Source organism: Stutzerimonas azotifigens DSM 17556, from assembly GCF_000425625.1.
Taxonomy (GTDB): domain Bacteria; phylum Pseudomonadota; class Gammaproteobacteria; order Pseudomonadales; family Pseudomonadaceae; genus Stutzerimonas; species Stutzerimonas azotifigens.
This window is the reverse complement of the sequence record NZ_KE384418.1, coordinates 41,240-61,996: the sequence shown is the minus strand read 5'-3', so window position 1 is coordinate 61,996 and position 20,757 is coordinate 41,240. Positions and strand designations below refer to the sequence as shown.

General features: G+C 70.0%; 20 protein-coding genes. 9 read left to right on the top strand and 11 right to left on the bottom strand.

Annotated elements, in window-relative coordinates; translation table 11 throughout:
* Positions 1 to 122: 122 nt before the first annotated feature.
* Positions 123 to 755 (bottom strand): maleylacetoacetate isomerase, encoded by a 633-nt coding sequence (maiA, locus tag H610_RS0120115; protein ID WP_028241336.1) that lies wholly within the window; start codon positions 753 to 755, stop codon positions 123 to 125.
* Positions 756 to 980: 225 nt separating this feature from the next.
* Here maiA and H610_RS0120110 point away from each other — a divergent pair, with 225 nt between their 5' ends.
* The 4 genes from H610_RS0120110 (at position 981) to H610_RS24270 (ending at position 8,091) form a co-directional block, all read left to right on the top strand.
* Positions 981 to 2,123, top strand: coding sequence for an MFS transporter (locus tag H610_RS0120110; protein ID WP_028241335.1), 1,143 nt, complete (start codon positions 981 to 983; stop codon positions 2,121 to 2,123).
* A 112-nt stretch (positions 2,124 to 2,235) separates the two neighbouring features.
* Complete coding sequence (locus H610_RS24275) at positions 2,236 to 3,444, top strand: efflux RND transporter periplasmic adaptor subunit (RefSeq protein WP_051231887.1); 1,209 nt, start codon at positions 2,236 to 2,238, stop codon at positions 3,442 to 3,444.
* The gene (locus H610_RS0120100; protein ID WP_028241334.1) at positions 3,441 to 6,593 is read left to right on the top strand and encodes a multidrug efflux RND transporter permease subunit; all 3,153 of its coding nucleotides are present in this window, start codon (positions 3,441 to 3,443) and stop codon (positions 6,591 to 6,593) included. Before H610_RS24275 ends, H610_RS0120100 begins: the two co-directional genes overlap by 4 nt.
* Positions 6,586 to 8,091 carry an efflux transporter outer membrane subunit gene (locus H610_RS24270; protein ID WP_028241333.1) on the top strand — a complete coding sequence of 502 codons (1,506 nt, stop codon included), beginning with the start codon at positions 6,586 to 6,588 and terminating at the stop codon, positions 8,089 to 8,091. The genes H610_RS0120100 and H610_RS24270 overlap by 8 nt, the downstream gene beginning before the upstream one ends.
* Positions 8,092 to 8,146: 55 nt before the next feature.
* Here the strand turns inward: H610_RS24270 and H610_RS25740 are convergent, their stop codons facing one another.
* The 6 genes from H610_RS25740 to H610_RS0120065 all read right to left on the bottom strand — a co-directional run bounded on the left by H610_RS25740 (position 8,147) and on the right by H610_RS0120065 (position 13,191).
* Positions 8,147 to 8,302: a hypothetical protein gene (locus tag H610_RS25740; RefSeq protein WP_161630489.1), complete on the bottom strand. Its 156-nt coding sequence runs from the start codon at positions 8,300 to 8,302 to the stop codon at positions 8,147 to 8,149.
* A 408-nt stretch (positions 8,303 to 8,710) separates the two neighbouring features.
* Positions 8,711 to 9,556, bottom strand: a complete 846-nt coding sequence (locus H610_RS0120085) for an IclR family transcriptional regulator (RefSeq protein WP_028241332.1) — start codon at positions 9,554 to 9,556, stop codon at positions 8,711 to 8,713.
* A 234-nt stretch (positions 9,557 to 9,790) separates the two neighbouring features.
* Positions 9,791 to 10,672, bottom strand: coding sequence for an EamA family transporter (locus H610_RS0120080; protein ID WP_028241331.1), 882 nt, complete (start codon positions 10,670 to 10,672; stop codon positions 9,791 to 9,793).
* 151 nt (positions 10,673 to 10,823) lie between these two features.
* Positions 10,824 to 11,345 (bottom strand): hypothetical protein, encoded by a 522-nt coding sequence (locus tag H610_RS0120075; protein WP_201768384.1) that lies wholly within the window; start codon positions 11,343 to 11,345, stop codon positions 10,824 to 10,826.
* A 97-nt stretch (positions 11,346 to 11,442) separates the two neighbouring features.
* Positions 11,443 to 12,159 carry a pirin family protein gene (locus H610_RS0120070; RefSeq protein ID WP_028241329.1) on the bottom strand — a complete coding sequence of 239 codons (717 nt, stop codon included), beginning with the start codon at positions 12,157 to 12,159 and terminating at the stop codon, positions 11,443 to 11,445.
* Between the two features lie 408 nt (positions 12,160 to 12,567).
* On the bottom strand, positions 12,568 to 13,191 hold the full coding sequence (locus H610_RS0120065; RefSeq protein ID WP_028241328.1) for an FMN-dependent NADH-azoreductase: 624 nt from the start codon (positions 13,189 to 13,191) through the stop codon (positions 12,568 to 12,570).
* 126 nt (positions 13,192 to 13,317) lie between these two features.
* Here H610_RS0120065 and H610_RS24265 point away from each other — a divergent pair, with 126 nt between their 5' ends.
* The 4 genes from H610_RS24265 to H610_RS0120045 all read left to right on the top strand — a co-directional run bounded on the left by H610_RS24265 (position 13,318) and on the right by H610_RS0120045 (position 15,567).
* Entirely contained in the window at positions 13,318 to 14,277 is a 960-nt protein-coding gene (locus H610_RS24265; protein WP_051231885.1) for a LysR substrate-binding domain-containing protein, read from the top strand.
* Between the two features lie 44 nt (positions 14,278 to 14,321).
* A complete protein-coding gene (locus H610_RS0120055) occupies positions 14,322 to 14,819 on the top strand; it encodes a GNAT family N-acetyltransferase (protein WP_028241327.1) in 498 nt (165 codons plus the stop codon).
* Between the two features lie 8 nt (positions 14,820 to 14,827).
* Positions 14,828 to 15,265 (top strand): YqaA family protein, encoded by a 438-nt coding sequence (locus tag H610_RS0120050; RefSeq protein WP_236614330.1) that lies wholly within the window; start codon positions 14,828 to 14,830, stop codon positions 15,263 to 15,265.
* Positions 15,266 to 15,327: 62 nt separating this feature from the next.
* Positions 15,328 to 15,567, top strand: coding sequence for a hypothetical protein (locus H610_RS0120045; RefSeq protein ID WP_028241326.1), 240 nt, complete (start codon positions 15,328 to 15,330; stop codon positions 15,565 to 15,567).
* 62 nt (positions 15,568 to 15,629) lie between these two features.
* Here the strand turns inward: H610_RS0120045 and H610_RS0120040 are convergent, their stop codons facing one another.
* The 3 genes from H610_RS0120040 to H610_RS0120030 form a co-directional block, all read right to left on the bottom strand.
* Positions 15,630 to 16,082 carry a MarR family winged helix-turn-helix transcriptional regulator gene (locus tag H610_RS0120040; RefSeq protein ID WP_028241325.1) on the bottom strand — a complete coding sequence of 151 codons (453 nt, stop codon included), beginning with the start codon at positions 16,080 to 16,082 and terminating at the stop codon, positions 15,630 to 15,632.
* A gap of 1,191 nt (positions 16,083 to 17,273) precedes the next feature.
* Positions 17,274 to 18,698 carry a multidrug transporter subunit MdtD gene (gene mdtD / locus H610_RS0120035; RefSeq protein ID WP_028241324.1) on the bottom strand — a complete coding sequence of 475 codons (1,425 nt, stop codon included), beginning with the start codon at positions 18,696 to 18,698 and terminating at the stop codon, positions 17,274 to 17,276.
* 110 nt (positions 18,699 to 18,808) lie between these two features.
* Positions 18,809 to 19,018, bottom strand: coding sequence for a hypothetical protein (locus H610_RS0120030; RefSeq protein ID WP_028241323.1), 210 nt, complete (start codon positions 19,016 to 19,018; stop codon positions 18,809 to 18,811).
* Positions 19,019 to 19,225: 207 nt separating this feature from the next.
* Between H610_RS0120030 and H610_RS0120025 the strand changes: the two genes are divergently transcribed.
* The gene (locus tag H610_RS0120025) at positions 19,226 to 19,540 is read left to right on the top strand and encodes a c-type cytochrome (RefSeq protein WP_028241322.1); all 315 of its coding nucleotides are present in this window, start codon (positions 19,226 to 19,228) and stop codon (positions 19,538 to 19,540) included.
* Between the two features lie 45 nt (positions 19,541 to 19,585).
* Here H610_RS0120025 and H610_RS0120020 read toward each other — a convergent pair whose 3' ends face one another.
* Positions 19,586 to 20,725: an HPP family protein gene (locus H610_RS0120020; RefSeq protein ID WP_028241321.1), complete on the bottom strand. Its 1,140-nt coding sequence runs from the start codon at positions 20,723 to 20,725 to the stop codon at positions 19,586 to 19,588.
* Positions 20,726 to 20,757 lie beyond the last annotated feature (32 nt).

The following is a 20,757-nucleotide window of genomic DNA, read 5'->3' as shown; positions in this document are numbered from 1 at the left end:
GAAAAGGCGGAGAACGAAACGTCAGAGCCTGTTCCACGGCGGCGCGCAGGAGATCCCTCGCACGCTGCGCGCGAGGTGATCGCCCATCAGGAGCTGGAAGCCGAGCTTTTTCATGCGAGCGGTTACTCCGGTTTGTCCGCTTGTGCGTCGGGATGCGCGGCCTGGAAGGCCGGGTGCGCCAGCGCCAGGCGTTCCACCCGAAGGATGCGCGAGAACCGCGAAATGTCCACCTCGAAGCGGCGCGCGGCATACAGCTGCGGCAGCAGGTAGAGGTCAGCCAGGCCGAGCTCGCCGAAGCAGAAGCCGTCATCGCCGATCAGCGCCTCGACCGCTGCCAGGCCCTGGCCGACCCAATGGCCAATCCAGTCCATCACTTCGGCTTCCGGCAGTTCCAGCGCGCGCAGGCGGTTGAGCACGGCGGCGTTGTGCAGCGGGTGGATGTCGCAGCCGATCAGCGCCGCCACCGCGCGATGGCGGGCGCGGGCGAGCAGGTCGCGCGGCAACAGCGGCGGTTCGGGGTAGCGTTCCTCGAGGTATTCGAGGATCGCCGGCGACTGGATGATCAGCTCGCCCTCGTCGGTGCGCAGGGTCGGCACCCGGCCCTGCGGATTGAGCGCGCGATACTCGGGCTTGCGATGTTCGCCGCCGTCGCGGACCAGGTTCACCGGCACGGCGTCATGGGCCAGCCCCTTGAGGGCCAGGGCGATGCGCACGCGGTAGGAGGAGGTGGAGCGGTAATAGGTGTAGAGCTCCATGAGGCATGGCTCCGCTGAAAGGCGGCGCTGGCGAGCGCCTGTTTTTGTTTTTGCGTAAAGCGATTACGTTACGCGCAATCTGCGTCAGCACGACACGTCCGTCAAGCATTGGATCGCGCGGCACAGCGCCGTTCACCCGAACGACCGCGTGCTCGGGTACCCTGGCGCGTTCCGCGGCGGCGCGTGCCGCCCGGTGGCTTCGTTCGTTTCGGGCTGGAGTGGGCAATGCGTTGGGGCAGTTATTTCGCGGTGGTGGCGGCCGTGGTCAGCGTCGGCCTGGCGCTGGGCATGAGCCTGCCGCTGGTGTCGTTCCGCCTGGAAGGCTGGGGCCACGGCACCTTCGCCATCGGCCTGATGGCGGCGATGCCGGCGATCGGCGTGCTGCTCGGCGCCACCGTCGCGCGGGTCTGCGCGGCGCGGCTCGGCACGCCCCGGCTGATGCGCCTGTGCCTGCTGCTCGGCGCCGCCTCCATCGCCCTGCTGGCGGTGCTGCCGAGCTACCCGCTGTGGCTGCTGCTGCGGCTGTGGTCGGGGATGGTGCTGACGGTGGTGTTCGTGCTCGGCGAGAGCTGGATCAACCAGCTCGCCGTCGAGCACCTGCGCGGCCGGCTGGTGGCGCTGTACGGCACCGGCTATGCGCTCAGCCAGCTGTGCGGCCCGCTGCTGCTGAGCCTGGTGGGGACCACCGGCGACACGGGTTTCTGGCTCGGCGCCGGGCTGATGCTCGGCGGCGCGCTGGTACTGCTCGGCCGCACTGGGGCACCGCGGCTGGACGCGCACGGCTCCGGCGCCTACGGGCTGCTGCGCTTCTGCCGGCAGTTGCCGACCATCGCCTGGGCGGTGGTGCTGTTCGCCGGCTTCGAGGCCATGGTGCTGACGCTGCTGCCGATCTACATCCTGCACGCCGGCGTGCCGCAGGCGCTCGCGCTGCTGATGGTCAGCGCGGTGGTGGTCGGCGACGCCATCCTCCAGTTGCCGGTCGGCTGGCTGGCCGATCGCCTGCCGCGCCAGCGCCTGTTCAACGCCTGCGCGCTGTTGCTGACGCTGAGCAGCCTGGCCATCCCGCTGCTGCTGCGCACGCCGCTGATCTGGCCGGTCTGGGTGCTGTTCGGCGCCAGTGCCGGCGGCCTGTTCACCCTGTCGCTGATCCTCATCGGCGAGCGCTTCCGCGACGAGGCGCTGGTCGACGCCAATTCGCGGGTGGCGCAGCTGTGGGGCATCGGCTGCCTGCTCGGGCCGCTGGCGACCGGCGCCGCCAGCCAGTGGCTCAGCGGTCATGCGCTGCCACTGCTGATGGCCGCCGGCGCCGGCGGTCTGGTGCTGCTGTCGTGGCGCCGGTCGACGCCGCGGAGCGAAATTCCGGCCTGACCGTCCGCTGACCGCTCGGTCACCGGAACGCCTGCGCCCGCGCAGGGTCGAGAGGTAGGACCTGACGCTCCGCCCTCGCGGCCTCCGGCTGCGACCGCCAAGGGACCACCCGATGAGGCAGTTACCTCACCCACGCGCGCTGGCGCTGCTGGCCGCGCTTCTCTCGTCCGCCTGCAGCGAAGAGCAGGAGCCACAGCAGTCCCCGCCGCCGGAAGTGGCGGTCACCCGCCTGCAGGCGCGTCCGGTGCCGAACATCGTCGAGCTGCCCGGCCGCGTGCAGGCGGTGCGGGTAGCGGAGATTCGTGCGCGGGTCGACGGCGTCGTCCAGCGCCGCGCCTACGAGGAAGGCACCGACGTCGAGGCCGGCCAACTGCTGTTCCAGATCGACCCGCGCGAGATGAAGGCGGCACTCGACTCGGCGCTGGCCGCCCAGCAGCGCGCGGAAGCGACCGCTGCCAACGCCGCGCGCGACGTTGAGCGCTACCGCGGGCTGGTCGCCAAGCGCGCCATCAGCCAGCAGGAATACGACACCGCCCAGGCCACGCTGCGCACCGCCCGTGCCGACGTGGCGCAGGCCCGGGCGCAGGTGCAGACCGCCCGGCTGAACCTCGAATACACCACGGTGGCGTCGCCGATCGATGGCCTGGCCGGGCGCGCCGAGGTCACCGAGGGCGCGCTGGTCAGTGCCGCCAACGCGACGCTGCTGACCCGCGTCGAGCAGTTCGATCCGGTCTACGTGAACTTCGCGCAGTCCAGCTCCGACCTGCTGGCCCTGCGCGCGCAGGTCGCCTCCGGCCGCCTGCAGCTGCCGAGCCGCAACGAGGTGGAGGTGCGCCTGGTGCTCGAAGACGGCAGCGAGTACCCGCACCCCGGCTTCCTCGACTTCATGGCCATGACCGTCGACCAGGCCACCGGCACCGTGGCGCTGCGCGCGGCCTTCCCCAACCCCGACCGGGTGCTGCTGCCCGGCCAGTTCGTGCGGGCCCGGGTGCGCGCCGGCGTGCATCCCGAGGGCCTGATGGTGCCGCAGCGGGCCGTGCAGGTCAGTGCCAACGGCGCCTCGGTGATGCGTGTCGGCGAGGACGGAAAGGTCCAGCCGAGCCCGGTGCAGCTCGGCGAGATGGTCGGCAGCGAATGGATCGTGGCCGGCGGCCTGGCGCCCGGCGACACGGTGATCGTCGAGGGCTGGCAGAACCTGCGCGGCGGCATGCCGGTGCGCACGGTGCCGGTGGAGCAGCAGCAGGACAACCCGGAGGCCCCGCCGCAGGGCACGGACCAGCCGCCCGAGAACGCGCCGCCGGCGGCCGGAGCCGAGGAATGACGCCGACCTTCTTCATCCGCCGGCCGGTGTTCGCCTGGGTCATCGCCCTCGGCATCCTGCTCGGCGGCCTGCTGGCGCTGCGCGTGCTGCCGGTCGAGCAGTACCCGACCATCGCGCCGCCGAACCTGAGCATCGACGTCACCTACCCCGGCGCCGACGCCAGCGTGCTGGAAACCAACGTCACCCAGGTGATCGAGCAGGAGCTCAACGGCGTCGAGGGCTTCCTCTACATGGACTCGACCAGCCGCTCCAACGGCAGCGCCTCGATCGAGCTGACCTTTGCTCCCGGCACCGACATCGACGTCGCCCAGATGGAGGTGCAGAACCGCCTGAGCCGCGTCGAGCAGCGCCTCCCGGAGGAAGTGCGGCGCCAGGGCATCCAGGTGTTCCAGGCCTCGCGCGACTTCCTGATGATCATCACCGTACGCTCGAAGAGCGGCGACATGGACACCCTGGAGCTCGGCCACTTCGCCACCACGCGGGTCATCGACGAGCTGCGCCGCGTGCCGGGCGTGGGCGACGTGCGCGACTTCTACACGCCCTACGCCATGCGCATCTGGCTCGACCCGGGGCGGCTGGAGAACTTCTCGCTGGCCCCCAGCGACGTGCTCCGCGCGGTGCAGGAGCAGAACAGCCAGGCCGCCGGCGGCGCCATCGGGGCGCTGCCGCTGGCCGAGGGCATCGAGATCCACGCGCCACTGGAAACCTCCGGGCGCTTCACCCGGCCGGAGGAGTTCGAGGCCATCATCCTGCGCGCCAACCCGGACGGCTCGGCGGTGCGCCTGCGCGACGTGGCGCGGGTGGAGCTCGGCGCCGAGGACTACAACACCCGGCTCGAGGTCAATGGGCAGCCGGCCGCCGGCTTGGCGATCCAGCTGGCGCCGGGCGCCAACGCGCTGGACACCGCCGCCGGGGTGGCCCAGCGCATGCGCGAGCTGGAGGCGGGCTTCCCCGAGGACGTCACCTGGACGGTGCCCTACGACTCCACGCCCTTCATCTCCGCGTCCATCCGCGAGGTGCTGCTCACCCTGGTGCAGGCCATGGGGCTGGTGGTGCTGGTGATGCTGGTGTTCCTGCAGAACTGGCGCACCACGGTCATCCCCACCATCGTCATCCCCATCACCCTCGCCGGCACCTGCCTGGGGCTGTGGCTGATGGGGTTCTCGATCAACCTGCTGACGCTGTTCGGCATGATCCTCGCCATCGGCACCCTGGTGGACGACGCCATCGTGGTGGTGGAGAACGTCAAGCGGCTGATCGACGAGGAAGGGTTGCCGCCCTACGAGGCCACGGTCAAGGCGATGGGCCAGGTCACCGCGCCGGTCATCGGCACCACCCTGGCGCTGGTGGCGGTGTTCGTGCCGCTGGCGTTCTTCCCCGGCTCCACCGGCGGCATCTACCGCCAGTTCGCCGTGACCCTGGCGGTGGCGGTGATCATTTCCACGGTGCTGGCGCTGATCCTGACCCCGGCGCTGTGCGCCAGCCTGCTGACCCCGAACGACCCCGAGCGTCCGCGCTGGAGCGAACGCCTGCTGGCCCCCTTCAACCGCTGGATGACCCGCACCACCACGCGCTACCACGGCGGCGTGACGCACGTGCTGGCGCATCCGCTGCTCTACCTGCTGCTGTTCGTGCTGCTGCTCGTGCTCGCCGCCTACCTCTACCTGCGCATGCCGAGCAGCTTCCTGCCCGACGAGGACCAGGGCGCGGTGATGACCGTGGTGCAGGCGCCGCCGGGCTCGACGGTCAAGCGCACCGAGGACGCGGTGCAACAGGTCAAGACCTTCTACGGCGAACAGCCGCACGTGGACAACGTGACCGTGATCTACGGCTTCAGCTTCTTCGGCCAGGGCCAGGAGCACGCCATGTCCTTCATCAGCCTGACGCCCTGGGACGAGCGTCCCGAGCCGCAGCAGAGCGCGCCGGCGCTGGCGCGCCAGGCCATGGGCAGCTTCCTGCAGATCAAGCAGGCCCAGGTGTTCGCCCTCAACCCGCCCTCGATCCCCTCGCTCGGCGTGGCCGGCGGCTTCACCTTCAAGCTCGAGGACCGCGGCGGCCTGGGTCACCAGGCGCTGGTCCAGGCGCGCGACCGGCTGCTGATGGAGGCCAGCGGGCACCCGCTGCTCGAAGGCGTGCGCCCGGAGGGCACCGACGACGCGCCGCGCCTGCGGGTGGACATCGACCGCATCAAGGCCCGTGCGCTGGGCGTGTCCATCGGCGAGGTCAACGCGACCCTGAGCATCGCCTTCGGCAGCGCCTACGCCAACGACTTCAACCGCGACGGGCGGGTGCTGCAGGTACTGCTGCAGGCCGACGCGCCCTACCGCATGACGCCGCAGGACATTCTCGACCTCAAGGTGCTCAACGAGCAGGGCCAGCCGGTGCCCTTCGGCGCCTTCTCGCAGGTCGGCTGGACTGCCGGGCCCTCGCAACTGCAGCGCTACAACGGCTATCCCGCGATGACCCTGTCCGGCAACGCCGCGCCGGGCCACTCCACCGGCGAGGCGATGCGCGCCATGGAGGAGCTGGCCGCGCAGCTGCCGGCCGGCTTCGCCTACGAATGGAGCGACGCCTCCTTCCAGGAGCAGCAGGCCTCGGGCCAGGTCGGGCTGCTGCTGGGGCTCTCGCTGCTGGTGGTGCTGATGGTGCTGGCGGCGCTCTACGAGAGCTGGACGGTGCCCATAGCGGTGCTGCTGGTGGTGCCCTTCGGCGCGCTCGGCGCGGTGCTGTTCGCGATGTTCCGCGGCTTGCCGGCGGACGTCTACTTCAACGTCGGGCTGGTGACCATCATCGGCCTGTCGGCGAAGAACGCGATCCTCATCGTCGAGTTCGCCATCGAGGAGGAGGCCGACGGCAAGCCGCTGCACGAGGCGGTGATGAACGCCGTGCGCCTGCGCTTCCGGCCGATCCTGATGACCTCGCTGACCTTCATCCTCGGCATGCTGCCGCTGATCGTCTCCAGCGGCGCCGGGGCAGCGAGCCGCATCGCGGTCGGCACCGGGGTGATGGGCGGCATGGTCCTGGCAACCGTGCTCGGCCTGTTCTACATCCCGCTGTTCTACGTGGCCGTGCGCCGCTGGCTGACCAAGCGCCGCCCACCGGGCCAGCAGGACAAGGCGGCCGCCGCCGGGGAGCCCGGACATGCGTAGGGCCGCCCCGCTGCTGCTCGCCGCCCTGCTCGCCGGCTGCCAGCTGGCGCCGCCGCACGAGCGCCCGGCACTGCCCACCGCCGCGCACTATCCGGACGAGTACGCCCCGGCGCAGGCCGGCGTCGACCCGGCCGAAATTGACTGGCAGCGGTTCTTCACCGACCCGCGCCTGCAACGGCTGATCGAGACCGCGCTGGCCAACAACCGCGACCTGCGCATTGCCGTGGCGCGCATCGAGGAGGCCCGCGGGCAGTACCGGGTGCAGGACGCCGACCGCTACCCGAGCCTCGGGCTCGGCGCCGAGGCCTCGCGCGGGCGCTACCCGGCAGGCGCCTCCTCCGCCGGCGGCGCCGGGCTGGGCGGTGGCGGCCTGGGCAGTGGCGGAGGGCTCGATGGCGGCGCCGGGGGCGGCGGTACGGACGGCGCCAGCCTCGGCAGCGACGCCATCGTCGAGCGCTACTTCCTGGGCTTAAGCGTCTCGGCCTTCGAGCTGGACTTCTGGGGCCGGGTGCGCAACCTCGGCGAGGCCGCGCGGGCCCAGTACCTGGCCACCGCCGAGGCACAGCGGGCGTTTCGCCTGTCGTTGATCGCCGATGTCGCCGCAACCTACCTGGCCGTCCGCGAGGCCGAGCAGCGCATCGAACTGGCCGAGCAGACCCTGCGCACCCGCCGCGAGGGGCTGGAGATCGAGGGCATCCGCCTGGACGCCGGAATCACTTCGGCGCTGGCCTTCCACCAGGCGGCGGCACTGCTGACCCAGGCGGAAACCGAGCTGGCGACCCTGCGCCTGACCCGCGCCCAGCAGCGCAACTACCTGGCGCAGCTGATCGGCGGCGAGCTGCCCGAGGCGCTGCCACCGGCCGAACCGCTGACCGCCCAGCTGCAGGTCACGCGCCTGGCCGCCGGACTGCCGTCGGACCTGCTCTACCGACGCCCGGACATCATCGCCGCGGAGCAGCGCCTGCGGGCCGCGCGGGCGAACATCGGCGTGGCGCGGGCGGCGTTCTTTCCGCAGATCTCGCTCACCGGCAGCTTCGGCTATGCCTCCACCGAACTGTCCAACCTGGTGGATTCGGACAACGAGATGTGGAGCATCGGCCCGACCATCAGCCTTCCGCTGTTCGACTGGGGCCGCAACCGCGGCAACCTGACGGTCGCCGAGGCGCGCGAGACGGTGGCCGTGGCCGAATACGAGCAGGCGATCCAGACCGCCTTCCGTGAAGTCGCCGACGCCCTCGCCGGGCGCCGTTACCTGGCCGAGCAGGTGCTGGCCCAGCGCAAGAACGTCGCCACCCTCCAGCGCATCGCCGAACTGGCCAACGCGCGCCATGCCGAGGGGGTGATCACCTACCTGGAAGTGCTGGACGCCGAGCGCAACCTGTTCGATGCGCGCCAGGCGCTGATCCAGGCCCAGCGCGCGCAGGTGCAGAATCTGGTGGAGCTGTACATCGCGCTCGGCGGCGGCCTGCCCGGCGCCACCGAGGGCAACGCGCCCTAATGGCCTGACTGGTCAGTCCAGCCGGACGCTTTCAGCGCTCACAGCCGCACAGCCACTAGAGCGGGCCCGGATCGGGAATCGGGTCCGGCGGCGCCGGAGTCTTCTCGAGGTTCTCGCGCGCCTGCTCGGGCACGTCCTCGCGGGGCGGCTGGTCGGTTTCCGGCACGTCCGGAAGGCTCGGATCGGTCGGGATCGGGGTTCGGTCGCTCATGCTGGCCTCCTGGGTGGAAGGGCCGACGAGGTGCCGGCGGTGTTCACAGCTTCGACCAGCATTGGCCACGGGGTTCCGGGCCCGCCGATGGCTGGTCGACGTGCAGGCGATGTCGCCGCGAGGGCGCGCCTCCCACAGGTTGCGGTAGACACCGCTTGCTTTTGTGGGAGGCCCGACCTCGGGGCGATATTGTTTGTGGGAGCGGGCTTGACCGCGATGCTCGTTTCTCCGGGAGCTGGCCTCGGTCGCAGGCAGAGCCTGCTCCTACAGGGCAATGCCCGGTGACGAGCAGCGCTTGCGCCTTTCCCTTCTCCCCCCGGGAGAAGGTGGCCCACCGGGCCGGATGAGGGAAGGCCCGTGCACACGAGCCCTCACCCCAGCCCTCTCCCGGAGTTGGTTCGAGGTTGCTCAGGGCGCGGGAAACAGCTGGCTGCTCAGCTCCGCCGCGGCTTCCAGCATGATCGGCAGGAAGCGCCTTGGCAGATCGCCCATGGGCACGCGCCCGGCATGGGTGCTGACGTTCATCGCCGCCAGCACGTGGCCGCCGGAATCGCGCACCGGCACGGCGATCGAGCGCAGGCCCTGCTCAAGCTCCTGGTCGACGATGCACCAGCCCTGTTCGCGCACCTGGAGCAGGCAGTCCCAGAGCGCTTCGGGGGTGTGCAGGGTGCGGCTGGTCTTCGGCTGCAGGTCGGCGCGCGCGAGGTACTCGTGCAACTGGTCGTCATCCAGCGCCGCGAGCAGGATGCGGCCCATCGAGGTGCAGTAGGCTGGCAGCCGGCTGCCGACGCTGAGGTCCACCGAGATCAGCCGCTGCGGCACCGCCGAACGCGCCAGGTAGAGCACTTGGTCGCCCTCCAGCGCGGCCAGGTTGCAGGCCTCGTGCAGCTGCTCGCTGATGCGGTCGAGAAACGGCTGCGCCGAGACCGCCAGCGGCGTCGACGACAGGTAGGCATGGCCGAGCGTGAGCACCTTCGGCAGCAGCGAATAGGTTCGCCCGTCGGTGGTCACGTAGCCGAGCTTCATCAGCGTGTGCAGGCAGCGGCGCACCGCGGCCCGCGGGATCTCGGTGCGATGGCTGACCTGGGCGATGGTCAGGTGGCGCTTGCGCTCCTGGAAGGCGTTGATCACCGCCAGCCCACGCGCCAGCGAGGTCATGAAGTTGGGGTCCCCAGTCAGTTCGTCGATGCGTCTGGCCGGCGACACGTAGGTCGGCGGCCTGAGCCGGTAGGGAGAATTCTCACGCTCGCTCACCGGGCCTCCAGCTGGATGTCGAGGGATTGGATCGTTGCGCTCACGGTCGCACGCGCCGGCGCGCGGCGCAGCGCGATACTGACAGAAGTGTTCGATCAGCGAACAGCCATTCGATCACCGATTGCCGCGGCATCGCTCACAGCAGACGAAAAGCGCCCCTGGTCGCGAGCAGCCGCTCGCGCCAGTGTCGCCCCTTTCGCGAGCAAGCTCGCTCCTACGAGGGACGCGCGCCCATCACGCCAACCGCAACCGCTGCCATAGCCGCGCGCCGTAGACGTTGACCAGCAGGCCGAACATCACCAGCGCCGCGCCGGCCATCTGCAGGTGGCTCAGGCGCTCGCCCAGCAGCACCGACGAGGCGCTGATGCCCACCACCGGCACCATCAGCGAGAACGGCGCCACCTGGTTGGCCGGGTAGCGCGACAGCAGGCGGCTCCAGATGCCGTAGCCGAGCATGGTGGCGACGAACGCGAGGTAGACCAGCGCCAGGATCGAATCCAGCTGGATGCCGCGCAGTGCGGTCTCGATGGTCTCCGGGCCTTCCAGCCAGAGCGACAACAGCAGGAACGGGATCGGCGGCACCAGGCTGCCCCAGACCACCAGCCCCATCAGGTTGACCTTGCCCACCTTGCGGGTGATGACGTTGCCCAGCGCCCACATCGAGGCCGCGCACAGGGTGAAGAAGAAGCCGGCCAGGGTCATGCTGTGGTCGCTGTTCTGCATGGCGATCAGCGCCAGCCCGCAACCGGCCACCACCAGCCCGCCGAGGTGCGATAGCCGGAAGCGTTCGCCGAGGAAGGCCACGGCGAGGATCAGGGTGAAGAAGGCCTGCGACTGCAGTACCAGCGACGCCAGGCCCGCCGGCATGCCCACCGACATGGCGTGGAAGAGGAAGGCGAACTGCCCGACCGAGATGGTCATGCCGTAGGCGATCAGCCAGCGCAGCGGCATCTGCGGCCGGCTGACGAAGAACACCGCCGGAATGGACGCGAGCACGAAGCGCAGCGCGCCGAGCAGCATCGGCGGCAGCCCTTGCAGCCCCACCTTGATGACCACGAAGTTCAGTCCCCAGGCGACGATCACCACCAGGGCCAGGCAAAGATCCTTCGGCGACATGACAGGTATCCGGGCAATCAGTGACCGACCATTAGGCCGCCATTGCGCCTGTCGGTGCCCGGTACAGTGGTGCGTAATTTTTGCCGTACAGCAACGGTAACGTGCCCGGGGCCAGGCCCCGGACGCGCGTCGTCATAGGCCAAGGCGGCGTTCAGTTCACGCTGTAGCCGCGGCCGGTCAGACAGGCCGACAGTGCACGCCGGTAGCGATCGGTCATTTCGGCGCCCACCGGACGAGTCGCGGTCGCGGGGTCGAAGCCGCTCTGACCGACGGCCCAGCTATGGCACTCATACCGGTCCCGCCCCTGCTGCTCGACGCTCTGGCCTTGCGCCGGGTAGGCGATCACCTCGTAGCTCACCACCGCGTTGCCTTGTACCGCGGGTGGTGGAGACACTACTTCGTAGCGCTGTTGGTTGGAATTCCACAGGTAATAGGTACCCGCAGCGACGAAGTACAGCATGCTGCCGATCCACAGTTCCCGCGCATAGCTGGGCAGACCATGACGACCGGGACCGCCCGGCCCGGGCCCCCAGCGGCCGTAGTCATGCCGGGGGCCATGATCCGGCCCGCGGTGGCCCGGACCAGGACCAGGACCGGGGCCCGCCAGGCTCTGGGCGGACAGGGCAAGGGCAAGCAGGCCCACACCTGCGGATTTCATCCAACGCGCGTTCATCTCGTTGACTCCTGCTGAACATCGAGCGATGCAGGCGCAGTGTCCCATCGCCCAATGCAAAGTGCCGTCAGTCGGGTGTAAAGCCGTGTAAAGGTCGCTAGCGCGGCAGCTCGTGCGGACGCAGGTCGAACACCAGCACCTCGGCCTGCTCGCCCTCGGTCAGCTCGAGGCGCTCGGCGTTGCGCACCTTCAGCCCGTCGCCCGCCTCCATGCGCTGGCCGTTCACGCTCAGCCGGCCGCGCGCCAGGTGCACGTAGGCGTGGCGCTGGCCTTCGAGAGCCAGGCTCGCCTGCTCGCCGCCGTCGAACAGGCCGGCGTACACCCGTGCGTCCTGGCCGACCTGCAGCGAATCCTCGGCGCCGTCCGGGGAGAGGATCAGGCGCAGACGCCCGCGCTTGTCCGCCTCGGCGAAGCGCTCCTGCTGGTAGCGCGGCGCGACGCCCTGCTGCGCCGGCATGATCCATATCTGCAGGAAGTGCACCGGCTCGCTCTGGGAGGCGTTGAATTCGCTGTGCGACACGCCGGTGCCGGCGCTCATCAACTGTACGTCGCCGGGGCGGATCACCGAGCCGGTGCCGAGGCTGTCCTTGTGCTCCAGCGCGCCTTCGAGCACGTAGGAGAAGATTTCCATGTCCCGGTGCGAGTGGCGCCCGAAGCCCTGGCCGGCGGCGACGCGGTCGTCGTTGATCACCAGCAGGTCGGAGAAACCGACATGCTTCGGGTCGTAGTAATTGGCGAAGGAGAAGGTGTGCCGCGATTGCAGCCACCCATGGTCGGCCACGCCGCGCTCGGCGGCCTTGCGAAGTTCGAGCATGTCGGTTCTCCGGTCGATGAATTGAACGGTGACGAACAGCCTGTCAGCGGGGCTGGCGCCCTCCCTCACCCTAGCCCTCTCCCGGAGGGAGAGAGGACATTAGCAGGCTGTTGAAAAACTACCTGCGTTGCCATCGCGGCGTTAAAAACAGGCTCAAAATGCTCATTTACAACTCGTAAACTGCGCTTTTTCGCCTGTTTTTGCCTTGCGCTGCCTACCTCGCCGACGTTTTTCAAAAGCCTGTTAATGCCGGCCCTGGTCGCGGGCATGCTCCCCGGCCGACGACCGGCACCGAGTCGCCCGGCTCCCGTAGGTGGACGCCGAAGCCTCGGGCAGCACCCGCTTTTCCCTTCTCCCCGCGGGAGAAGGTGGGCCGCAGGGCCGGATGAGGGAAAGCGCCCCGATCCGTCAGGCGACCGCCACCGGCTCGGCCAGTGCGGCCTGGATGTCCCGCCGAGCCTGGGCGAAGGCCGCTTCGCGGGCGCCGTCGCCCATGGACAGGCCGTCGGCACGCACGAAGCGCACGTCGGTGATGCCCATGAAGCCGAACATCTGCCGCATGAAGGTGCGCTCCTGGGGCACCAGCGCACCGCCTTCCGGGTACATCCCGCCGCGGCTCGAGACCACGATCAGCGTCTTGTCGCCGGCCAGCCCGACCGGGCCGTTGGCGGTGTAGGAGAAGGTCCGCCCCGGCTGCGCCAGGCGGTCGATCCACACCTTCAGCTGGCTGGGCACGCCGAAGTTGTAGAGCGGCACGCCGATGACCAGCACGTCGGCCGCCAGGAACTGGGTCAGCAGGCGCTCGGACAGTTCGTTCTGCCGGCGCTGCGCCTGGCTCGGCTCGCCCTGCTGGCCGATCTTCACGCCCAGCGCGTCGATCCCGAAGTGTTCCGGCGTCTCGGCGGCCAGGTCGAGGTACTCGACGTCCGTGCCCGGATGACGACGCTGCCACTCGGCCACCACTTCGGCGGTGAGCTGGCGGGACACCGAGTTGGCGCCGAGGATGCTCGAATCGATATGCAGCAGTTTCATGGAGGTCCCTCGCGAGTCGTTGGCTGACGGCCGGTACGGCCGAGATGGGGACGCATCCTAGTGGCATGGAAAAAAGCTGATAAGTCGGCAAAATGCGCCACATTGTCCGAATTAATGAACAATCCGATGCAGAACCTCAACGACCTGGTGTTCTTTGCCGAAGTCGCCGAGCGCAGCAGCTTCACCGCCGCGGCCGTCGCGCTGGGCCTGCCCAAGTCCCGGCTGTCGCACCGCGTCGCGCAACTGGAGGCGGCCCTCGGCGTGCAACTGCTGCAGCGCAGCACCCGGCGCCTTTCGCTGACGTCCGCCGGCGAGCTCTACCTGCGCCATTGCGTGGCGGTGCGCGACGCCGCGCAGGCCGCCGGCGAGGCCATGGCCCAGGTGCGCACCGAGCCGCGCGGCACCGTGCGCATCACCTGCCCGGTGACGCTGGCGCAGAGCACCATCGGCCCGCTGCTGCCGCGCTTCATGCAGCGTTTCCCCGAAGTGAACGTGGACATGCGGGTGCTCAACCGTCCGGTCGATCCGCTGGAGGAAGGCATCGACATCGCCTTGCGCGTGCGCCCGGCGATCGAGAACAGCCCGACGCTCGCGGCCAAGCATTTCGGCGTCAGCCGCGGCCTGCTGGTGGTTAGCGCCGAACAGCTGGCGCGCCAGGGCCCGGTGCTCGCGCCCGCCGACCTGGCGCGGCTGGATACGGTGGCCATGTCCGCCAGCGCCGGGCAGGCCCGCCTCGAGCTGATCGGGCCGGACGGCGAGCCCTTCACCTTCCTGCACCGGCCGCGCTACGTCGCCGACGACCTGGCCGCGCTGAAGCTCGCCATCACCGAGGGCATCGGCGCGGGCATGCTGCCCGACTACCTGTGCCACGCCGAGCGCCAGCGTGGCGCGCTGGTCGAGGCCCTGCCCGGCTGGGCCCTGCCGCCGGGAATCGTCCACGCCATGTACCCGCCGCGCCGCGCGCTGATGCCGGCGGTGCGCTGCCTGCTGGAGTTCCTCGGCGCGCACCTGGAGGGCGACCGGGTGGTCTTCGAACCGGGCTCGAGCGAAAGCCAGGCCTTGGCAAGCGACCTCCCGCCCGGTTAGCGTGCCGGCATTCGGCACGTCGCCTCACCGCTGCAGGAAGGACCATGCACAGACTCGCCACCTGGGACGACTTCGACGCGGTCTACGCCCTCTACATGCACGAAGAGGTGGTGCCCTTCCTCGGTCTCGATCCCATGCCGCCCGAGGACTTCCGCCCGCACTACGCCAACCTGCTGGCGACCCGCCGATTCCAGGTGGTGGAACAGGACGGCCGCGTGCAGGGCTTCTACCGCACCTCGCGCCACGCCGGCCGCGCCGCGCACGTCGGCTACCTGGCCACGCTGGCGGTGTCGCCCGAGCGGCACGGCAGCGGCTTCGCCCGCGAGATGGTCGAGACGGTGATCGAGCGGCTGAGGGCCGACGGCGTGCTGCGCGTCGAGCTGATGGTCGAGGCCGACAACCACCGCGCCCAGGCCTTCTACCGCAAGCTCGGCTTCGAGCACGAAGGCACCCTGCGCGCGGCCTACAAGCGGGCCGGGGACGAGGTCTACGTGGACGAGCTGTTCTTCGCCAGGCTGCTGCCGCCGCTGGCGGGCGGCTGATCCCGCGCTTGCCCCTGCTCACCCTCTTCGCCTCCGCCTTCCTCGCCGCCACGCTGCTTCCGGCCCAGTCCGAGGCGGTGCTGGCAGCCCTTCTGCTGGGCGAACGGCATGCCGTGTGGCTGTTGCTGCTGGTGGCCACCGTCGGCAATACGCTGGGCGCCTGGGTGAACTGGGCGATCGGCCGGGGAATCGAGCGGTATCGCGGCAGGCGCTGGTTTCCGGTGAGCGAGCGCAATCTGGAGCGGGCGCAGCGTCTGTACGGCCGCTTCGGGCGCTGGTCGCTGCTGTTCAGCTGGGCGCCGCTGGTCGGCGATGCGCTGACGCTGGTGGCGGGCGTGATGCGCGAGCCCTGGTGGCGCTTCCTGCTGCTGGTCGCGCTGGCCAAGGGCGGGCGCTACCTGGTGCTGGCGGGCCTGGTGCTGGGCTGGATGGGCGCGGGCCGCTAGCGCGGCGGGCGGGTTCGCGGAGCGCTTCTATACTTGCCCTGCCCCTACAGAGGAGATGCGTCATGCGCCGCCTACTGCTACTGACCGCTGCCACCCTGCTGTCCACCCCGCTCTGGGCCATGCATTGCCCTCAGGAAATGGCCAAGATCGACGAGCAGCTGCAAGCCAATCCGCCTGCCGACCCGGCGCTCCTCGAGCGCGTCAAGTCACTGCGCGCCGAAGGCGAGGAGCTGCATAAATCGGGGGATCACGCCGAGTCGCTGGAAAAGCTCAACGAAGCCCTGGGCCTGCTGGAGTCCTGAGCCCGGACAGACAGCGCCCGGCCGCAGGGCTCCGCTGCAGCCGGGCGCTGTCGTTCAGGCGGTCAGACCACCGTCTGCAGCTGCTTGCGCAGCGCCACCAGTTGATCGCGCAGGCTGCTCAGCGCCTCGCCGGACATTCCGCTGGCGGTGAGGATGCACTGCGGGAAGCCCTCGGCCTGCTGGCGCAGGGCGCGGCCGGCGTCGGTCAGGTGCAGCTCCACCACGCGCTCGTCGACGGTGCTGCGGCGGCGGGCGATCAGCCCCTCCCCCTCCAGGCGCTTGAGCAGCGGGGTGACCGACCCGGGGTCGGTGAGCAGCCGCCGGCTGAGCTCGCCGACGGTGAGGCCGTCGCGCTCCCAGAGCACCAGCATGGCCAGGTATTGCGGGTAGGTGAGGCCGACTGCCTGCAGCAACGGCTTGTAGACCTTGGTCATGGCCAGGCTGGTGGAATGCAGCGCGAAGCACAGCTGGCTGTCGAGCAGCAGCTCATTGCAGGAATCGTCGTTGGCCATCATCGCCCTCCGGAACACGGCGGTACGGTAGCGCGCCGACCGTCGTTGTACCAGCGGACTTGCCGCCGCGACCAAGGCCGCTCCCATGACGTTCTGGGTGACGACGTCGAGCTTCGGCACCCGCCCGGCCAGTTCGACGATGGCGTGGTGCGCCGGGGCAGAGTGCAGGGACAGCTGCACGGTCGCGCTTTTCCCTTCCCTCCGGGAGAAGGTGGCCCGCAGGGCCGGATGAGGGAGCGAGTTGCGGGCCCACCAGCCCTCACCCCGCCCTCTCCCGGAGGGCGAGAGGGATTGGTTTGGCGTCGTTGCGTGGATGGTGCAACGGTCGCGGGCAGAGCCCGCGCTTTTCCCTTCTCCCTCCGGGAGAAGGTGGCCTGCAGGGCCGGATGAGGGAGAGAGCAACGTGCCAACCAGCCCTCACCCCGCCCTCTCCCGGAGGGCGAGAGGGATTGATTTGGCGTCGTTGCGTGGATGGTGCAACGGTCGCGGGCAGAGCCCGCGCTTTTCCCTTCTCCCTCCGGGAGAAGGTGGCCTGCAGGGCCGGATGAGGGAGAGAGCAACGTGCCAACCAGCCCTCACCCCGCCCTCTCCCGGAGGGCGAGAGGGATTGATTTGGCGTCGTTGCGTGGATGGTGCAACGGTCGCGGGCAGAGCCCGCTCCTACAGGCGGGCGCCATGGCCACAGGCAGCGCCGCTTTTCCCTTCTCCCCCCCGGGAGAAGGTGGCCCGCAGGGCCGGATGAGGGAGTGAGCAACGCGCCAGCCAGTCCTCGCCCCGGCCCTCTCCCGGAGGGCGAGAGGGATTGATTTGGCGTCGTTGCGTGGATGGTGCAACGGTCGCGGGCAGAGCCCGCTCCTACAGGCGGGCGCCATGGCCACGGCAGCGCCGCTTTTCCCTTCTCCCTCCGGGAGAAGGTGGCCCGCAGGGCCGGATGAGGGAGAGAGCAACGTGCCAACCAGCCCTCACCCCGCCCTCTCCCGGAGGGCGAGAGGATTGGTTTGGCGTCGTTGCGTGGATGGTGCAACGGTCGCGGGCAGAGCCCGCTCCTACAGGCGGGCGCCATGGCCACAGGCAGCGCCGCTTTTCCCTTCTCCCCCCGGGAGAAGGTGGCCCGCAGGGCCGGATGAGGGAGCGAGCAACGCGCCAGCCAGCCCGGCCCTCTCCCGGAGGGAGAGGGAGACAGCCGTGCCGCCCCTATCCCTCGATATCCGGCTCGTCGATCCGCCGCGGCGCGCGGCGTTCGAGGGGTTCGAGCTGCAGGAACAGGGTCGCCGCGAGCATCGCCAGGCCGCCGACGCAGAGGAAGGTCAGGTGGAAGGCCCGCAGCACCTCGGTCGCGTCCGCGCCGGGCACGGTGAAGCCGCCGAGCAGGGCGCCGGCCGAAGCCACGCCGAGGCTCATCGACAGCTGCACGACCACCGACAGCAGGCTGTTGCCGCTGCTGGCGTCGCGGTCGTTGAGGTCGATCAGGGTGACGGTGTTCATCGCGGTGAACTGCATGGAGTTGACCATGCCGATCAGCCCCAGGTGCAGCAGCAGCCAGAGCGTCGGCGTCTGCGGGCCGATCAGCGCCAGGCTGGCGATCAGGCTGCCGAGCAGCAGGGTGTTGCCGGTGAGGATGCGGCGGTAGCCGAGGCGGTCGATCAGCGGCTTGGCCAGCGGCTTGATCGCCATGGCGCCGGCGGCCAGCGGGATCATGGTCATCCCCGCCTGGGCCGGCGAGTAGCCGAGCGCGACCTGCAGCAGCAGCGGCGTGAGGAACGGCAGCGCGCCGCTGCCCAGCCGGGCGAACAGGTTGCCGAGGATGCCGACGGCGAAGCTGCGGTTGTGGAACAGCTGCGGGCTGAACAGCGGCCGGTCGACCTTCCCGGCGCGCAGCCAGTAGGCGGCCAGGCAGGCGACGCCGCCGAACAGCAGCAGCATCACCCGCGCGTGCGGCATCTGCAGTTCGCCGAGCCCTTCCAGGGCGATGGTGATCAGCACCATGGCGGCGCCGAAGAGGATGAAGCCGAAGGTATCGAAGCGCATCTCGCCGGTCTGGCGCAGGTCGGGCATGAAGCGCAGGGCCGCCAGCGCGCCGAGCAGGCCGACCGGCAGGTTGATCAGGAAGATCCAGTGCCAGGAGGCGTACTCCACCAGCCAGCCGCCGAGCGTGGGGCCGACCAGCGGGCCGACCAGCCCGGGCAGCGCGATGAAGGTCATCACCCGCACGAAGTCCTCGCGCGGATAGGCGCGCAGCACCACCAGCCGGCCGACCGGCAGCATCATCGCGCCGCCCACCGCCTGCACCACGCGCGACACCACCAGCTGGTTGAAGCTGCCCGACAGCGCGCAGAACAGCGAGCCAAGGGTGAACAGCGCGATGGCGGTGAAGAAGGTGCGGCGGGTGCCGAAGCGATCGGCCAGCCAGCCGGACGCCGGAATCAGCAGGGCCACGGTGAGCATGTAGGCGATCACCACGCCCTGCATCCGCAGCGGGTCCTCGGCCAGGTCGCGGGCCATGGCCGGCAGGGCGGTGTTGAGGATGGTGCCGTCGAGCGTCTGCATGAAGAAGGCGACGGCCACCAGCCAGGGCAATACGCGGGCGGTGCGGGCATCCAGCAGCGGGGTTTGGGGCATCGGGTGGCGGTCCGTGGCGGCGGGTCGGGTACGTGAGGGGTCGCCGCGGCCCCGTGGAGGCCGCGCGCAGTGTGCGATTGTCAGGGCTGGACGCGGTCAGCGCAAAGGGCTCAGATGCCTTCCTGCCCCTGGAACTCCTCGGTGGCCCGCGACACCATGCGCCGCCAGGCGCCGGATTCCTCGGCCAGCAGGCGCATGGCCTGCAGGCTGAACTCGAAGGCATCCTTGTACAGCAGCGGGTCGTTCTCGTCCGCGGCGCGCTGCGCGCAGCTCTGCGCCTGGGTCAGCAATCGGTCGAATTCGGCGTGGTCGAGCGCCATAGTCCTGTCCTCCGGATGAGCCTATGGGGATAGGACCGTGACCTTGCTCGGCCATTCCATGCACCAGAATGAAACCGACAAACCCTGACCAGGGACAAAGGATAGGCCTGCCGCGCACGCTAGAGTGTCCGGGACCCCGGGGTCCGTGCAACGCGACGGGCCGCCCCTCGAGCGGGTCGCATTCCTGAATTAGCCTGAGGTACATCCATGAAAACCATGCTGGTCTCCCTACTCGCCCTCGGCGGTGCGCTGGTCCTGCAACCCGCCTTCGCCCAGAGCGGAGAGGAGCTGTACAAGAGCAAGGCCTGCGCAGCCTGCCACGCCATCGACAAGAAGCTGGTCGGCCCCGCCTACACCGAGGTGGCGGCGAAATACGCCGACCGCGCCGACGCCGTGGACTACCTGGCCGGGCACATCAAGAACGGCAGCCAGGGCGTCTGGGGACAGATTCCGATGCCGCCGAACAACGTCACCGAGGAAGAAGCCAAGACCCTCGCCGAATGGGTCATGACCCACAAGTGAAGGCTGCGCGCGGCGCCGGCGGCGACTGCCGTCGGTACCGCGCGGTCAGTCCGGCAGTTGCCGCAGCCAGTGGCCGTACAGCGCGGCGATCAGATCGGTCTGGGTGATCAGCCCGACCAGCGTCCCGTCCCCCTCGACCACCGGCAGGCAGTGCAGGCCGCGGTCCGACAGCAGATTCACCAGTTCCACCATGTGCGTGTCCGGTGTCGCCGTGACCACCGGCGAGGTCATGATGTCCGCCAGCCTCAGGCCCTTGCGGTAGCGCAGCGCGCCGAAGCGGATGCGGCCGCGGCCGGGATGGAAGTGACGGATCAGGTCCGAGAGGGTGACGATGCCGAGCAGCCGCCCGTTCGCCGCGTCGACCACCGGCAGCGCATGCAGCCGGTAGCGCTGCAACGTGCGCCAGGCCTGCTCGATGGGCGTCTGCGGGGTGCCGCGGTGCAGGTCGCGGGACATCACGTCGGCCGCGCTGACCTCGCCCATGCTGCGGCGCAGCGCATATTTCTGGGTGATCAGCATCAGCCGCTCGAGGCCCTCGGGCGTCACGTCGACGTATTCGCCGAACTCCTCCAGCGCACGGGCCATGTCGTCCTGGTTGAAGCGATGGCGCTCCTGCGGCAGCGGGTCTCCGGTCTCGTGCGGGCTGTCGCGCAGGATGCGCGGCTTGGGATAGGCGTGGCCGGTGAGGTTGTTGTACAGCAGCGCCACCGCCAGCAGCAGCCCGGAGGCGAACAGCACCGGCGCCAGCAGGCCATAGCCGAGCGTGCCGATGCCCTCCCCGCCGACCGCCGCGAGCATCGCCAGCGCGCAGCTCGGCGGGTGCAGGCAGCGCAGCAGGTAGCCGAGGCCGAGCGTCAGGCAGGCGGCGAGCACCACCGCCCAGCCGGCATGGACCTGCGCCTGCGCCACGCTGACGCCGATCAGCGTCGCCAGCAGGTTGCCGGCCAGCAGCGACCAGGGCTGGGCGAACGGACTGGATGGCGCGGCCATCAGCAGCACCGCGGAAGCGCCGACGGGCGCGACCATGTGCAGCGTCACCGACTGGCCGAACAGCCACAGCTCCACGTACACCACCAGCAGCATGCCGAGGCTGACGCCCAGGGCGGCGCGCAGCCATTCGCGCGGCGAAGCGTTCACGGGGGCCGGAGAAAAGGATCTCAGCCAGTCTACGAAGCGGTCTTGCATGACGGATACGCGTGCAGGCGCCTGGGCGCATG